At 34.9% G+C, this 15,051-nt stretch carries 16 protein-coding genes; 3 read left to right on the forward strand and 13 right to left on the reverse strand.

Annotated elements, in window-relative coordinates; genetic code table 11:
* Nucleotides 1–295: 295 nt before the first annotated feature.
* The 5 genes from Q0Y70_RS02395 to Q0Y70_RS02415 form a co-directional block, all read right to left on the reverse strand.
* Nucleotides 296–970 (reverse strand): ABC transporter ATP-binding protein, encoded by a 675-nt coding sequence (locus Q0Y70_RS02395; RefSeq protein WP_297816094.1) that lies wholly within the window; start codon nt 968–970, stop codon nt 296–298.
* Nucleotides 971–982: 12 nt separating this feature from the next.
* Nucleotides 983–2,038, reverse strand: a complete 1,056-nt coding sequence (locus Q0Y70_RS02400) for an ABC transporter permease (RefSeq protein ID WP_297816096.1) — start codon at nt 2,036–2,038, stop codon at nt 983–985.
* Between the two features lie 4 nt (nt 2,039–2,042).
* Nucleotides 2,043–2,567, reverse strand: coding sequence for a TetR/AcrR family transcriptional regulator (locus tag Q0Y70_RS02405; RefSeq protein ID WP_297816098.1), 525 nt, complete (start codon nt 2,565–2,567; stop codon nt 2,043–2,045).
* A gap of 187 nt (nt 2,568–2,754) precedes the next feature.
* Nucleotides 2,755–3,354, reverse strand: a complete 600-nt coding sequence (locus Q0Y70_RS02410) for a histidine phosphatase family protein (protein ID WP_297816100.1) — start codon at nt 3,352–3,354, stop codon at nt 2,755–2,757.
* A 6-nt stretch (nt 3,355–3,360) separates the two neighbouring features.
* The gene (locus Q0Y70_RS02415; protein ID WP_297816102.1) at nt 3,361–3,990 is read right to left on the reverse strand and encodes a histidine phosphatase family protein; all 630 of its coding nucleotides are present in this window, start codon (nt 3,988–3,990) and stop codon (nt 3,361–3,363) included.
* 142 nt (nt 3,991–4,132) lie between these two features.
* On the opposite strand from Q0Y70_RS02415, the gene Q0Y70_RS02420 reads away from it, so the two are divergent.
* Nucleotides 4,133–4,879 (forward strand): alpha/beta hydrolase, encoded by a 747-nt coding sequence (locus tag Q0Y70_RS02420; RefSeq protein WP_297816104.1) that lies wholly within the window; start codon nt 4,133–4,135, stop codon nt 4,877–4,879.
* Between the two features lie 21 nt (nt 4,880–4,900).
* Here Q0Y70_RS02420 and yaaA read toward each other — a convergent pair whose 3' ends face one another.
* Nucleotides 4,901–5,659 carry a peroxide stress protein YaaA gene (yaaA, locus tag Q0Y70_RS02425; protein WP_297816106.1) on the reverse strand — a complete coding sequence of 253 codons (759 nt, stop codon included), beginning with the start codon at nt 5,657–5,659 and terminating at the stop codon, nt 4,901–4,903.
* Nucleotides 5,660–5,733: 74 nt separating this feature from the next.
* Here yaaA and Q0Y70_RS02430 point away from each other — a divergent pair, with 74 nt between their 5' ends.
* Nucleotides 5,734–6,432 (forward strand): hypothetical protein, encoded by a 699-nt coding sequence (locus Q0Y70_RS02430; RefSeq protein ID WP_297816108.1) that lies wholly within the window; start codon nt 5,734–5,736, stop codon nt 6,430–6,432.
* 38 nt (nt 6,433–6,470) lie between these two features.
* Here the strand turns inward: Q0Y70_RS02430 and Q0Y70_RS02435 are convergent, their stop codons facing one another.
* The 6 genes from Q0Y70_RS02435 to Q0Y70_RS02460 form a co-directional block, all read right to left on the reverse strand.
* Nucleotides 6,471–8,243: a glycerophosphodiester phosphodiesterase gene (locus Q0Y70_RS02435; protein ID WP_297816110.1), complete on the reverse strand. Its 1,773-nt coding sequence runs from the start codon at nt 8,241–8,243 to the stop codon at nt 6,471–6,473.
* A 200-nt stretch (nt 8,244–8,443) separates the two neighbouring features.
* Complete coding sequence (locus tag Q0Y70_RS02440) at nt 8,444–9,244, reverse strand: serine hydrolase (RefSeq protein WP_297816112.1); 801 nt, start codon at nt 9,242–9,244, stop codon at nt 8,444–8,446.
* Between the two features lie 60 nt (nt 9,245–9,304).
* On the reverse strand, nt 9,305–10,087 hold the full coding sequence (locus Q0Y70_RS02445) for a DUF4931 domain-containing protein (protein ID WP_297816114.1): 783 nt from the start codon (nt 10,085–10,087) through the stop codon (nt 9,305–9,307).
* A 161-nt stretch (nt 10,088–10,248) separates the two neighbouring features.
* Entirely contained in the window at nt 10,249–10,683 is a 435-nt protein-coding gene (locus Q0Y70_RS02450) for a type I 3-dehydroquinate dehydratase (RefSeq protein WP_297816116.1), read from the reverse strand.
* A 56-nt stretch (nt 10,684–10,739) separates the two neighbouring features.
* Nucleotides 10,740–12,125, reverse strand: a complete 1,386-nt coding sequence (locus Q0Y70_RS02455) for an L-cystine transporter (RefSeq protein WP_297816118.1) — start codon at nt 12,123–12,125, stop codon at nt 10,740–10,742.
* A 276-nt stretch (nt 12,126–12,401) separates the two neighbouring features.
* Nucleotides 12,402–13,259, reverse strand: a complete 858-nt coding sequence (locus Q0Y70_RS02460) for a cytochrome C5 (protein ID WP_297816120.1) — start codon at nt 13,257–13,259, stop codon at nt 12,402–12,404.
* A 219-nt stretch (nt 13,260–13,478) separates the two neighbouring features.
* Here Q0Y70_RS02460 and Q0Y70_RS02465 point away from each other — a divergent pair, with 219 nt between their 5' ends.
* Nucleotides 13,479–14,159, forward strand: coding sequence for a gamma-glutamyl-gamma-aminobutyrate hydrolase family protein (locus tag Q0Y70_RS02465; RefSeq protein WP_297816122.1), 681 nt, complete (start codon nt 13,479–13,481; stop codon nt 14,157–14,159).
* A gap of 64 nt (nt 14,160–14,223) precedes the next feature.
* On the opposite strand, the gene Q0Y70_RS02470 is transcribed toward Q0Y70_RS02465, so the two are convergent.
* On the reverse strand, nt 14,224–14,988 hold the full coding sequence (locus tag Q0Y70_RS02470; RefSeq protein ID WP_297816124.1) for a sulfite exporter TauE/SafE family protein: 765 nt from the start codon (nt 14,986–14,988) through the stop codon (nt 14,224–14,226).
* Nucleotides 14,989–15,051: the final 63 nt, after the last annotated feature.

Here is a 15,051-nt window from a genome sequence, read left to right on the forward strand (position 1 = left end):
GCTTCTCAGCCTCGCTCTTATAGAACTTGTGCATCACCAGCCAGGTGGCCAAAAGCACAAATAACGCAGGAAGGATGTATTTGAAAATTTCCATCATAATCATCAAAACATAATATTCGCCGCAAAGGTACAAAAAAAAAAGCATATATACAATAGCTGCGCCGATTTTTGTATATAATACAAGGTGGTTGAATTTTATATTTTAATTTTTTAATTATAATATCACATTAGTCTTAGATTGCAACAAAAAAAGAACCAAGTCCAAATAGGATTTCGTTCCTCAAATTTATACTTTTTACTTCTTTTCACTCAAACTACCATCGATCATTTCATACACCTTATTAGCATATTTTTCTAATCGCATATCATGCGTCACAATCAAGATTGCCTTGTTTTGCTGCTGAGCCAAATCTTTAAACAACTTTCCAACTTCTTCGACTTTTTGACTATCAAGTGATGCAGTTGGTTCATCCGCTAAAATTATTTGCGGATTGGCGTAAAGAGCCCGCGCAATTGCGACACGCTGCTTTTGTCCGCCCGATAATTCTTTAGGATATTTCTTAACTAACTTTTCAATTCCAAGCTGTTTAAACAATTTTCCTAAGTCTTCATGACTCATGTTGTTATCCTTTTTAACCTTATCCACTAATTCAAATTGCTGAGCAACTGTTAAATATGGAACTAAATTATAGGCTTGTAAGACAAAACCAATCTTATTCAAACGCAATCTATTAGCTTCGCGTGGACTTATATCAGTCACGTCTTGGCCTTCGATTTCAACCTTACCCGTAGTTGGTCTTTGAAGCGCACCTGCAATAGTTAAAAAAGTACTTTTGCCCGCTCCAGATGGTCCGACAATCAAGACCACACTGCCTTTGTCTGCAGTAAAGTTCACATCATGTAAGGCTGTAACTTTTGCAGTTCCTGTTCCGTAAACTTTGCTAACATCTTTTAAAGTAATAACTGCCATGCTTGAACCCTCCTAACCAATTGCCTTTGCTGGATCCACTTTAAGAATTGAACGAATTGGGATTAATCCACCAATTACTCCCATGATAATCATTCCGCCCATTCCAGATACCATGATCCATGGGGCAAAATCAATTGGCACAGTAGGTGGCATTACTTTAACTGTAATAAGCATCACAATCAAAGCAATCAAGCTTCCAAGTACTGTCAAAATAAGTGATTGACTTACTGTTGCTCCAATTAATGTCTTAGTTGGAATACCTTGAGCGCGAAGAACTGCATAATTAGGCATCTTCTGAATAGTTAAGATGTATAAAAATACTGCAATTACAATTAACGAAATAACAAATAAGAAGCCGATCATCAATTCAAAAGTAGAATTTTGAGCGCTATAGCCAGGTAATTTGCTAATAAAAGTTTTAACTGAGTAGGTTTTCATTTCATGATTATTAAAATCAATCTTATCTTTTGAAATGATTCCCGAAGCAACTACATTAGGAGCTAATGGTCTTAACGTTTTCCAAGTTGTCATGCTGCCATAAACAATCGGAGCAATGTTAATCTTGGCATTATTCAAAAAGCCAACGATCGTGTATTTTTTATCGCTTCCGTTAAGGGTAATCTTATCACCTAACTTATAACCACGATCCCAAAAAGCACGATCTACAGTTACTTCATTGCTATTTTTAGCTTTACGCCCAGCAAATAAATCCAGGCTCTTATAGATATATTGACTCTTACGTAAGCCAATGAATTGAGCAGAAATTGTGCTATGTCCCTTATCTTTAACAACAACTGGTACTAAGCCAACATAAGCTTGCTTTTTTGTTAATTTTTTATCTTTTAAATTTTCAGTAGTCAGAAGTGACTGACTTAAGCTGACATTAGAATTCTCATTAAGTACGACTGATTGCGTTTGCCAGCTTTTGACAGCCTGCGTATTTTCTGACGCCAGGCCCACTGACAAAGACGACAACATAAAGATCAAATATGAGATCAAAAAAATCATGAACGTGATTAGTCCGTACCGAAATTTTTCGTACTTAATTTCTTCTAATGCCAAAAACATAATTTTACTCTCCTTTAAGCAGCTCTAAACTCTGCCTATACCTTTTTAGATTTTGCTGACGATGAGCTGGATCAAACAAGGCAAGATTGATAGCTTCGTGAGTAAGCACCATCGCACTCCATGTCTGCGCATCCAAATGCATTAAACGCTTGCTTTGGGCATCAGGAGCATGATGCATTTCCATTTGATTTTCTGAAAGATGGAACTTAATCAAATCACGATACTCACTATCTTCTGTCCTGTTGACAAAATCTACAGTCATCTTATAAAAAAGATCTGGATCAAACTTTTCCCCATTTGGACGCAAGGCCAAGTGAATATCATCCATTGCCTTGTGGTAAATATAGCTATAAGCATCTTCTAAATCATCAAAATACTTATAAAATGCTCCACGAGCAATTTCAGCTGACTTAACGATTCGCGCCACTTGTGCATCATCTAATGAATGATGACTAAATTCTACAAGGAGCGCTTGATCAATTCTTTTCTTTTTTTCATCAGGCAAATTTTTAAAAGTTAATTTAACCATTTTCCTCTCCAAAGTGACACCGTGTCACTTTTCTTTTTCTATACTAAATTGTTTTTGGCATCATGTCAATTCTAACGCAAAAATTTTTTCAGTTTCAAATCTTGGCAAAAGCTTTGAAAATAAAGTTTTAATGTACAAAAAAAATCCAGGTATCCTCAAAATACCTAGATCTTTTAATTTTTACTATTTATGCTAAAACGCGGTTCCAAAATACTAAACGTTGAATCTTATCGTCAATATGCATTTGTGCTAAACCGCAATTATCCATTTGATCGAAGTAAGTAATGTCGCCATCTGTTAAATAATGGGCAACAATCATTCGCGATACCACTCCGTGACAAACTACTAAAACTTTATCATTAGGATGCTTTTTATATAATTCATCAAAAAAGTCTGCGATTCGATCTTCAAAATGCTGACGACTTTCAGCAGTTTTATTATATTTATACATATTATCAGTTAAAAGCCCGCGATAATCAAACGCATCAGGATATTGTTTATGATATTCTTTAACGGATTTACCGTCCCACTGTCCATAATCCATTTCCTTGATGCGATCGTCGGTATTCAACTTAGCTTCATGACCAACAAAAATTCGAGCAGTTTCTTGAGCGCGCTTTAAGGGACTAACATAAATTGCGTCAAATTGACTAGGATCAAAATTTTTAGCCGCCTTTTGGGCATATTCACGTCCTTCAACACTCAAATCAGGGTCAACGCTTGAACCCTGAATCATACCGTCTTTATTAAGATCTGTTGTTCCATGGCGTAAAATTACTACTTCCATTTATATCTACTCCTTAACTCCGTAGTACGCTGGTAGGCGTCTATTAAAGCTCATTAGACGAGGATTAAAGTTATTTTTTTCATCAAAATTAATCTCAGTAAAAGTTACATTACCTTGAGCTGTAATTTCACTAGTATCTAAGTCAAAGATAGCTGCCAGCAGCCCACGAATGGTAAACCCATGGCAAACTACCAAGACAGTCTTATTGCTAGCTTCTTGTTTTAAATCTATCATAAAACTCTTGGAACGCCTAACCAAATCATCGTAACTTTCTGCATTTTGGGCATATTTAGTATAATCTTTACCAATCATCCCCATAAAATCAAAAGCATCCGCACAAGTTGCATATAAAGGATCTACGTCAGCACCTTCCCAAGATCCAAACTGCATTTCAACTAGGCGCGGATCTAAATTAATAACTTTCTTGCCTTTAGTTAAAATTTTAGCTGTACGTTTAGCTCTAATTAAGGGGCTCGCATAGACCAGGTCTACTTGATTTTCATCAAATGACTTACTAATTTCTTTTACACCGTTACTGCCTGACTCACTTAGGTCAGGATCGCTTGCACCGCCTGAAATTAGGTTTCCGGTATTATGTTGACTAATACCATGTCTTACTAAAATTAATTTCATCATCGTTCTCCATTTTTATAAACCGCTTTCATTATATATGATTTTATGTTTATTAACCAATTACGAATTAATTTCTTCATTGTGGTAGTAACCAAGTACAAAAAAGCATTACAATAAAATTGGAAAGAAAAAAGAGGGAATATTTATGGCTAGAATAGAAGTACAAAGAGATGGTTTAACTTTAGTCGGCGAAAGATTAGAACCATTTGGCGAAAAATATAACATGGCGATTCTTTTCCATGGCTTTAAAGCTGACAGAAATGAGCCTTTGATCAAAGAAATTGCAAACAGATTATGGGAAAATAACGTAGCTAGCGTTCGCTTTGACTTTGACGGATGTGGCGAATCAGATGGGGAATTCAAAAACATGACAGTTCCAAGTGAAATTGCCGATGGTCAAGCAATTTTGGAATATGTAAGAACCGATCCACACGTAAATAAAATTTACTTGGTTGGTCATTCTCAAGGTGGCGTAGTAGCTTCAATGCTGGCAGGGCTTTATCCTAACCTAGTTGATAAAGTTGTCCTTTTAGCGCCAGCAGCCACTTTAAAAACCGATGCATTAAAAGGAACACTTCAAGGTGTAAGTTATGATCCTCACCATATTCCAGATCAGATTCGTTTAGGTAAATTTACGGTTGGTAGCTTTTATTTACGAACTGCTCAAGTTCTGCCCATTTATGAAACAAGTGCCCAATTTACTAAACCGGTATGTGTGATTGCTGGCAGCGACGACCAAGTAGTTAATCCCGATGCTTCAAGAAAATACCACGAAGTTTATGAAAACAGTGATTTACATATCATTGCTGGAGGCGACCATAGTTTTAATGACGATGCGCGTAAACCGGCAATTGATTTCACTATCAACTTTTTAAAACCAGATCAATTCTAAGAAAAAGGCAATTAACTCAAATTATGAGTTAACTGTCTTTTTAAATACCAATTCTTTTTCAGAGCTGTCTTTTTCACTAAACTTAAAGCCAAAATCTGTAAATTGCTTTAATTCATCTATGTTTTTTACTCTTTTTTGTGCTGCAAATCTCATCATCGCACCTCGCGCCATCTTAGAATGAGTTGCAATCTGGCGCCATTTATCTTTTCGCTTTTCTAAAAACGTAATTGTAATAAACTGTTGATCATCTCTCACATATGGACTTATTAGCTTGGAGTATTCTTTTGAAGCTAAATTTATTACGCATTTTTCGTCCTTATAAAGTTCTTGATATAATTTGTTTCCCCAAAAATGATATAAACTATAATCTTTAAATCCTACCATCCCCGTCTGCATTTCCAAACGATACGCAACCCCCCCATCAAAAGGCCGTAAAAGGCCATAAAGAGCTGACATGATTCGTAAATTTTTTTGTAAATAATCAAGTGCTCCCTGCTCTAAAACATCAGCAGCTAAGTATTGATATTGAATTCCGTCAAAGGCAACAATCGCTGGAGTCAGGTTTCGATCCAAGCTTTCATTTTTTAGTCTTTTTTGGTTTTGCTCTACTATTTTATCGTTGGCATTCCAAATCTTCTTCAATTGCTCAAAATCTTGCTCTTTCAAAAAATCCCAAAGAATTTGAGTCTTATCTAAGAAGTCAGGCTGGCTTTGAACTGCAAAACTATCCTGATCTAATTTCATTTTCTTAGCCGGGGCAATAATAAATTTCAATTTCATCACCTTATTTTTTATCTTAATTATCTATTTAATTATATAATCTAATTAAAAAGGATAGAAAGTAGCTGAATACGATGAGTGAAACTGAAGATTTAAACATTGGTATTGTCTTACAATACCGCATTGATACTAACTTTAATATTAAAGGCACAATTGATGCTGATCGTCTTGTACGACAAGCCCGTGACTGCGGCTTTAGAGGCATAAGTGTTGCCGTTGCCGATCCTATCCAACAAAATATGGTGATCGAAGCTTGCAACAAGTACCATATTAAATTTTGCCAAGAACGACCAGCTATAATTTTAGGTGGACCTGATATTTTAGCTAAACTAATTGCAGCTAGACTTGATAAGCAAAATATTTATTTTGAAATCAAATTGGATCAAGATGGTGCCATTGAAAAAGATCAATTAGCAGACTTAGATTTATTACGTCAATGGATTGATCGCTTCGGACATGCATATTATGAAATGCGTCCTGACAAAGAGATCAAGACAACTGCGAATGCTCATATTTTTAAAAATGAGCTTGCTCCTTATCAAATCTATGTCTTTATCCACCAACCACTACCTGAAAAAATCGAATTAACTGGCACTCCTCACATTGAAAAAGCCATGTGGATTGATACTCGTCAAGAACTTGAATATAAACAAGACGGTGATAAGATCACTATTGAATTAAAGCGGGATCCTGATGATGAGGAATTCACCATTTATGGTTTACGTCTGCAAGCCCACCGTCCAGAAGACGATATGGGACCAACTAAATATTAAGAGAAAAAGCCGCAGTAATCTGCGACTTTTTTATTCATCTATCTTTCAGAACTATATGGCTGAGGAAGAACTAAAATATAATTCAACACACGACTAGCATAACTATGCTCATCTTCAAATTCATGAATTGTTTTCTTTAAAGTGGAAAGATCATCAGTGATGATCCCATTAACGCCTTCAAACATCATTTTACGCATAATCGAAGATTCATTAACAGTCCATGCATAAACACTATCGCCTTTTATATGAGCCTGCCAAATAAAATCATTATTAAGAGTAGAGTATTCCATTGAATAGCCATCTGCTACGCTTTGTGGATATGTGAAATTATAAGGTTGAATATAAAGAGTATAGATTTTGGGATTAATCTGATGTAAACGCTCGATCACACTATAGTCAAGTGACTGTACTTGATACTTACGCTTTAAGACTAAAGCACCATATTTTTTATTAAAGCGCTCAAGCATCATTTTAGAATCGCGTGGCGTTGTTTTAATTTCAATCAATAATCTTTGATTTAGCTTTTTTGCGGCCTTTAAATATTGATCAAAACTAGCTATTTTAGCTTTATGTCCGTCTTCGCTAATAGTAATTTTAGTTAACTGCTTTAAGGTTAAATCTTTTGGCATTTTATTAATACCAGCTAATTTCAGAAGATTTTCATCATGCATCACTACAAATTGATTATCTTTTGTCTCATGCAAATCTATTTCGACAAAGGTCGGATGTAGTTTGGCAGTTTTTTTCAAGGCAGCAATAGTGTTTTGAACACCATTTTTATTATTTACACCACGGTGCGAAATAGTTGCCGGATGTTTTAAAGTTTGACCATTTAAATAAAATTGATTATTCACAACCGCACTAACAGCTGAAAGAGTAAAAATAATACTGGACCATACAATAACTGCTTTACTTGTCCTACGGCTTTGTAAAGTCACTTCAACGTCTACATTTTTTAAAACAAATAAAAGTCCCACAACGCTCGACCATACCGAGACTACTAATGAAACTAATTGAACTAAAAACAAGTTAAAATTAGCAAATCCCATCGCAAAAATATTAGGCAAAAGGTCCCAAAGTAGCTGCATTCCATACACGATAAGAAAACAGATAAATAAAAACACAGCTGCCATAAGCCCGATTACTAGTAAGGTACTCAAAACCTGCCACCAATTGCCGTGGCGTGTTTTTTGCCAGCTTTGCTTAATTGCTTGGCGTGTTTTCATTTTATTGAAAATCATTAAAGGCAGTGTATAAATCCAGCGTATACCTAAAATAAACACAATTACATAAAACACAATTAGAATTAAACTAAGCCAAATATTACGTGTCATATAATCTAGAATAAATTCAGGTATTTGGATCTTAGCTAAAAGAGGCGTACGAAAGACAATATCAGCAAACGGCACAATTAATATAAAGTAGACTAAGAGTAATAAAAGACTAGCCGCACGAATATGCCTAATTGCTTGCCAGGTGTTTTTTAAAATAAGCTTGAACGAAGAATTTATTTTTTTAATTGCAACGAGCATGAAAGCAAACTGCAAATAAATGATCAAGACTAATAAGACTAGCTCAACAATTAAAGCTATTGCGACAAGTGTATGAGTTGTTAAAATGGTGAGGACGTTTTGATAAGAAATAAAAGGTATTGCTCCTGCCTGCAGGATATAAGTTGTCACCCAGCGAAAAATCGGAATAACTAAGAATTGATTAAATAAATCTAACCCTACAAACAAAAGTAGAAAGCGTAACCAATATCTTTCAAAAATAGCATTACTATTTTTGATATCCATGTAAATTCTTTTCATTTGTAATCTTTCCCGTACTTATTAGTTAATAACATAGTTCTTATTATAACCTATGACAAAAAAATAAGCTGAAACAAGTATTTCAGCTTATAAGATTAGGATCTATTAATTATTTTCTGTATTACACGAAATAATAGTCTTTTTATTTCGAAAAAATAAAAACTGCAAAACAAGCTTGCAGTTTCTAATATAATATCTATCTATCTTTCGTTTCTTTTAGGCTTTGGCGTAGTTGATGGCTTTTTCTTTTCAGGAAGCGAGATTTTTGAAAAAATCGTCTTACCAACTTCTTGTAAAAATAAGAGATCTTCACTCTTTTGTCCTTCATATTGTGTTAATGCAATTAGTGTCAAAGGGCCATTTTGAGTCTTAAATGAACAGACCTCATGACGATAGTTATCAATTTCACCCATTCGATTATAAGTAGGAAAATCATTATTATCGTAAGTTGAAATACTATAATGGGTAGTTTGATTGGACAAGCCATTGCGCACTATATCGCAAAACTCATTATTTGTATTTAAAAAGTATTGTAGTAATTTATTAACGCTTGTAGCTGTTATCTCATTATCCTGACCAGTTGGCGAATAGCGCATGAGCTCACGCCCCAACCGCATGCCAGGATAATTATCTCTTAACCAATCATCGATCTCATAGATGTCAAATCTCTCAATTAGCAAATTAGTCGCAGCATTATCTGACATTGACGCAACCAAAAAGACTAAATCACGTAGTGGCCAACAAGATTGTTGCAAGCGGCTGATAATTCCAGACCCCCGCACGCGAGATAAATCTGTCACTTCCAGCTCTTCGTTAAGCAAGCTGCTATCTTTTTGCCAAAGTTTTTCAACATAAGCTAAAATTCCTAAAGAAACTAAACCAGCTGCAGGAAACACTTTATCACTTTGATAAGAATATATCTCTTTATCACCATAAGTAATCAGTAGGCCTGCATCAATATTTTTATTTTTGATTAATGAATTTAATTCATCTTTTATCACGTCATACACCCTCAAGTATTTTTGGTTTATAAAAATATTATACCAGGTACATGTGTTTTTTTAATTATTTTGCCAATAATTTAAAAGTCTCTTAGTTTCTTTGGATAAAGTATTTTCATCATTGCACTGTGATAATTTATAACCGACAAAGTATGGTGAGGCGTTAAAGCGTGGTACTATCTTTGCACAGTAGCCACTTTTACGGGGATAAAAAAATAAGTTATAAGAATTACAGCGACCATTATACATAATATTGAGCGTGTATTTTATGGCTTGCTGTATCCAATCTGCCCATAAATTAATACCCTTATCTGTTTTTGATTCTAAATTAATATTGATCTCTTGAAAACCTTGAACAGGATGCAAAGCAAAATTAACATTTACTTCGCCTTCTTGAAAAACTGGAATTCCTTCAAAATTATTAGGATGAATATACTTATACCCATCTTCTTTTTCTAAACCCACGATCTGCATATGAGGATGAATTAGTGAGCCATTTGATAATGGGCCAAAATTCTTATACCAAACAACAGACTTAAATTTAGGATCATTATTCATTTTTTCGAAACAGTGCATACTAAATTTCATGAGCTCATGATTATATTCTTTACTATACGTAGATATATCACCATTATGATCGTTTGATTCAATCAAAACACTCTGTACTGTATTTCTTAAAGTTGGAAAACGATTATGGAGCCAAATCATTTCATGACTTTTTTCATAAATGTCGGTTAAATACGCAGTATCGCAGAAAGGACAAAGATTACTCTTGTCTTTTCTAAAACTTGAGGGCTTATCTTGAGCTATCGCAAAATCAAAAATTAAGGGATCGTTTTTCAAAAAAATACTCCTAACTAAAAAAAGAATGCACAAAATGATTGACTATTAAATATATACGAGTACAATAATAAATGAAGGCGACATAAAGCGCTTTCACAAAAATAACATTTTGTAGCTTTCCTTAACTTTACCCTTTCGGCTTTTCCGGAAGGGTTTTTCGTTTATCCAAAATCAGACTGAATGACACGCATCCCTTGTTGATGGGCTGATTTAATCAAATCTGCAACTCGGTCACTAGTATGGTTTAATTCAATATCAACAGCATCGCCTAATTGAAATTGAATCAAAATCTTTATTAGGTTTAAATAAGCATCTTCACTATCTAACTCAGTGTGTCCGCCATTCTTTTTACTTCTAAACGTAATCAGCAAGCCCGATTCAGGAAAAGTTTCAGTAATTTGATTAGCTAAGTCAATGACGCAATTCATTTTGGTAGCATCTTCAAAATAATCTAAACGCCAATCAATTAAATCCGCGCCTTTTACATAAGCGCGGGTCACATAATCAAAGATATCATGCGCACTTTTTTTCTTAGTAATTACGGCTTGGCTAACCTCACCATTATCAAATTCGACTTTTTTAAATTCGTAATTCATTTTTTCACCCTAAAAAAATAAAAGCTGTTATAGACAGCTTTTATTATACCCATTTTTTAAAGTTCAGAACTGATAACTTTTTCTTTATCTTGAAAATCGTCCCAATCTAATTCACCTAATCTTTTGGCAGTAATAACTCCGGCGATCATTGAATCATTAACATTTAAGGCAGTTCGAGCCATATCAACAACTGGATCAATTGCAATCAAAATTCCTAAAACAGTTACTGGCAAGTTTAAAGCTCCTAGAACCATTAAAGTAGTAAAAGTAGCTCCTCCACCTACTCCAGCAACGCCAAAGCTAGAAATCACATCAATTGCAATTAAAGTTAGAACAAATTGCCAGCTAAAAATATTAATTCCCACCAACGGAGCCGTAATTGCTGCCACCATTGAAGGATAAATTCCAGCACATCCATTTTGTCCAATAGTCAAACCAAAGCTTGCTGAAAAATCAGCGATCGTATCACTTACACCCATTGAATTTTTTTGAGTCCTTACATTCAACGGCAAGCTTCCACCACTTGTTCTAGACGTAAAGGCAAATACTAGAACTGGCCATGCTTTTTTGAAATAAGTAATCGGATTAATTCCATTTACCATTAACAATATTGCATGGACGATAAACATCACAGCTACTGCTAGATAAGCAGCTAGGATGAAAGTTACTAGTTTAGCCATGCTTGCAAAGCTATTAGTAGCGCTGGTGCGTGCGATTAAAGCAAAAATTCCATATGGAGTCAATTGCAATATCATTTTGACAATTTTCATAACGACTGCTCTAGCGGCTTCAATACCGTGGGCAAAAGTATCAGCTAGTTTTGGCTGGTCCTTTTTTATTTGCAAGAATGCTAATCCGACAAGTAAAGAAAAAATAACTACGGCAATAGTACTAGTTGCTCTCATCCCAGCAAAGTCAGCAAAAATATTTTGTGGGAAAAAGGCCGTAATTTGATCAGGTAATGATAAGCCCTTTAATTGACTTTGGTGGTCCTTAATTGAAGTGAGCGCAGTTGAAGTTGCATTCATTCCTTTTGCAAAACTTGCACCTTCTAACCCAAACAATGCAACACTTGAGTAACCTATTAATGATGCAACTGCAGTCGTACCAAGTAAGATTGCTAAAACATTAAAAGCAATTTTTCTAATCTTTGTACCCATTTTTAGTTGAGTAAATGCTCCTACTAAAGAAACAAAGATCAATGGAATGACCAACATTTGAAGAAGAGAAATATACCCATTTCCTACAATTCCTAACCACTGCATGCTTTGAGTGACAACCTGACTTTTTGCCCCAAACATTAATTGAAGCGCAACGCCAAATCCAATTCCTAATACTAACGCTAAAAATACTAATCTAGTAAAGCCCCACTTATTCCGGTGAAGATATGCCATCCCCGCTAATAGTAGGACACTAATCAAAACAACTAAAAAAGTTTCCATCCCAACTGTCCTTTCAATACAAAAAAAGAGCTATTGACCCTTGGCCAATAACTCTCGCAAATATAATATTAAATGTTAAATCTTGAAAAGTAGTTTTCTAGAATCAACACAAATTCTTGGAGTAAATTAATGACTGCACGTCAAAGAAATTGTCATATTCGAAAATTTGACAATTACAGCAGCAAAATTGTTCTTGACGTACAAACATTGATTTTTCTCCTTTCTTACTTTTCAAAAGTATCTTATCAATCGACTTACTTTTTGTCAACAGTCAATTTAAAATTTATCCTTTTTTATCGTCCGATAAATTGATATTACAAAGACGACAATACTGCATAAAATCGCAGGATAAGCCATGTAGCCAATGTTAAAAACTTGGCCAATTAAATTTTGGTTAATCTGATGAGCCAAGGCATATTGAGTTGCCCATTTGCGAATAACTATTGGGGTCAATATGAATAAAAATACCGAGACACCTGATCCAACTAACATTGCCCTTCTTGAATATGGTTCTCTAAAAAATTGTGCCAAAACACAGATTGCAGGTGCTACCATAAGTAAAAACGTCCAAATCATAATCCAGCGTCCCGCTGAATCATTCATAAATTGAGCACTATTAGTAGCATAGCGATATGTTCCCCATAACGAGCCACCCATCAAGTTATCCAAGGTATTTAATAAACTTGCACCTTGAGAAGCATAGGCATTATTTACTTGTGAAGCTGCTCCTTGAATAATTTTTAAACTATCAGCAGATCCTGCTCCTTGAAAGTTAATTGTAACTACCTGCCGCATATAAGTAGCTAAAAACATCACCATACTCGCTCCTAATTGGAGAGCTTTAAGCATGTTAAGTTTTCTAGAACCTCCTACTTTAAATTCAATACTTAAAGTTTGCGTCGGATTTTTGCTTCGTGCAATAAAAAATATACCAATAGCACTGATAACAACCAAAATTACTAGTCCCAGCCACCAACCAGTCATAATAAATAGCAGTGCTAACACAACAATAGCTACAGAAATATAAGGTCGATCTAAAGCTAAATCCCAAACATTCAGCTTGCTATTGCGAGCAACTTTTTGTCGGTATTGTTCACGAGTTAATTTTTCATGCTTGTCAGAATTTTTATTCATTGCTCTATTTCACCATCTCTAAATTTTTCTTTATCATGCTAGCATAATATTTAACTTTTGTATTCAATTTTAACTAATCTTTAGACTGAATGTTAGCTTTTTGTTATATACAAGCGGTCAGATTTTAATGTGTTAAAATATAGTATTGAATCTAAGCAGTTAACAACCTTAAGTAACTAGAGCAATACAATTTTCAAAAGAAAAGAAGGCTAATTATTGATGAAAAAAATAGCACTCACCGCAGGAATTAATGATAATGAACTCCATCTTAATCGCAGTATCACAGATATTATCGCTAAAAACGGTTATTTACCTCTAGTTTTAGCACCAGTTAGTTTAAAAGCGATGCCTGAGCCTAGAAATGACTTTGATGCCTTAATCTTAACTGACGGCGATGACATTACGCCGATCTTTTATAACGAAGAACCACTCCCAGAACTAGGACTTACCGATCCTCATCGTGATCAATATGAACTCAATTTAATTAAAGCAAGCCACGAAGCAGGAATTCCCATTCTTGGGATTGGCCGCGGGATGCAGATGCTTAATGTGGCTTTTGGTGGTAGTTTATTTCAAGATATATATGCTCAAAACTCAGGTGCGGGTATCCAGCACATTCAAAAAGCCGATCTTAGTCAAGCTAGCCACCATATTAATGTCACACCAGAAAGCCAACTAAATAAGGCAGTTGGTTCTCATCCCTATGTTAATAGTTGTCACCATCAGGCAATTAAGAAAGTGGCCGATAGTTTTAATATCGTTGCTTCAGCGCCTGACGGTATCATTGAAGCGATTGAATCCAGTGATCAAACAATGACCGGGCTTCAATGGCGGCCAGATAAATTAAAAGACGCTAATCAAGATAAAATTTTTGAGCAGTTTTTTAACTTAATTAACTAAAAGTGAATACAGAAAAAGACAGGGCTTCATATGTGAAGTTCTGTCTTTTCATTTAGCTAATTTTTTATTTAATGTAGGCTGTATAAGCAAAATATCCAGCTTGAATTAAAGCTAAGATCGCGATCAACCTACGAATTATTTTAACTGGAATATGACGTATAATCTTTGGACCAAAATAACTGCCTATTAAAGCGCCTATTGCTAATGGAATTGCTTGCCCCCAGTAAATACGTTCAGTAAACATGTAAATTATCAGAGCTACCAAGTTAGATAAAGCACCGATGATATTTTTGATTGCATTAACCGTTAAAAATTCATCGTCAGTAATAATATTCAAGATTACTAACATCAAAACCCCGCTAGCTGCACCAAAGTAGCCTGCATAAGCTCCTGCTACAAACAAACTGAGTAGTGATAAAATTTTTACTATTTTGTTTGCATCTTCTTTTTCAGTATTTAAGTTACTATTTCCGCTGAATAAAATCATCAATCCTGAAAATGCGATACAAAACGGCACAATTTTCTCAAAAATTTTACCAGGAAAATTAATTAGTAACATACACCCTACTGCTGATCCTACAACAGTAAAGATTGCATAGAACCAGACTTTTTTCCAGTGGCCACGCAGCTCTTTTAACGATGCAGCACTCGAGCCTACGCCTGTCCAAATTAAGGCTGCGTCATTGGTCGTATTGGCATAAACTGGTGCAATGCCAACAGATAGTAAAACTGGATAAGTTGCTAAAGACGCCATACTAGCAATAGTTGATAGTAAACCGCCTAAGATTCCACCGAAAACTAGATAGATAAATAATAAAGTTGAATTCATAGCTTCCTCAAATGTCTAAATACGAACTAGTTTTAATGGAAATATTATAACAGCTTATTTTTT

This window comes from uncultured Lactobacillus sp., from assembly GCF_947367085.1.
Taxonomy (GTDB): domain Bacteria; phylum Bacillota; class Bacilli; order Lactobacillales; family Lactobacillaceae; genus Lactobacillus.

Bases quoted from the DNA above. Each gene is read 5' to 3' on its own strand.
- Q0Y70_RS02395 (WP_297816094.1), bottom strand. From the start codon at position 970: ATGGCAGTTATTACTTTAAAAGATGTTAGCAAAGTTTACGGAACAGGA.
- Q0Y70_RS02400 (WP_297816096.1), bottom strand. From the start codon at position 2,038: ATGTTTTTGGCATTAGAAGAAATTAAGTACGAAAAATTTCGGTACGGA.
- Q0Y70_RS02405 (WP_297816098.1), bottom strand. From the start codon at position 2,567: ATGGTTAAATTAACTTTTAAAAATTTGCCTGATGAAAAAAAGAAAAGA.
- Q0Y70_RS02410 (WP_297816100.1), bottom strand. From the start codon at position 3,354: ATGGAAGTAGTAATTTTACGCCATGGAACAACAGATCTTAATAAAGAC.
- Q0Y70_RS02415 (WP_297816102.1), bottom strand. From the start codon at position 3,990: ATGATGAAATTAATTTTAGTAAGACATGGTATTAGTCAACATAATACC.
- Q0Y70_RS02420 (WP_297816104.1), top strand. From the start codon at position 4,133: ATGGCTAGAATAGAAGTACAAAGAGATGGTTTAACTTTAGTCGGCGAA.
- yaaA (WP_297816106.1), bottom strand. From the start codon at position 5,659: ATGAAATTGAAATTTATTATTGCCCCGGCTAAGAAAATGAAATTAGAT.
- Q0Y70_RS02430 (WP_297816108.1), top strand. From the start codon at position 5,734: ATGAGTGAAACTGAAGATTTAAACATTGGTATTGTCTTACAATACCGC.
- Q0Y70_RS02435 (WP_297816110.1), bottom strand. From the start codon at position 8,243: ATGAAAAGAATTTACATGGATATCAAAAATAGTAATGCTATTTTTGAA.
- Q0Y70_RS02450 (WP_297816116.1), bottom strand. From the start codon at position 10,683: ATGAATTACGAATTTAAAAAAGTCGAATTTGATAATGGTGAGGTTAGC.
- Q0Y70_RS02455 (WP_297816118.1), bottom strand. From the start codon at position 12,125: ATGGAAACTTTTTTAGTTGTTTTGATTAGTGTCCTACTATTAGCGGGG.
- Q0Y70_RS02460 (WP_297816120.1), bottom strand. From the start codon at position 13,259: ATGAATAAAAATTCTGACAAGCATGAAAAATTAACTCGTGAACAATAC.
- Q0Y70_RS02465 (WP_297816122.1), top strand. From the start codon at position 13,479: ATGAAAAAAATAGCACTCACCGCAGGAATTAATGATAATGAACTCCAT.
- Q0Y70_RS02470 (WP_297816124.1), bottom strand. From the start codon at position 14,988: ATGAATTCAACTTTATTATTTATCTATCTAGTTTTCGGTGGAATCTTA.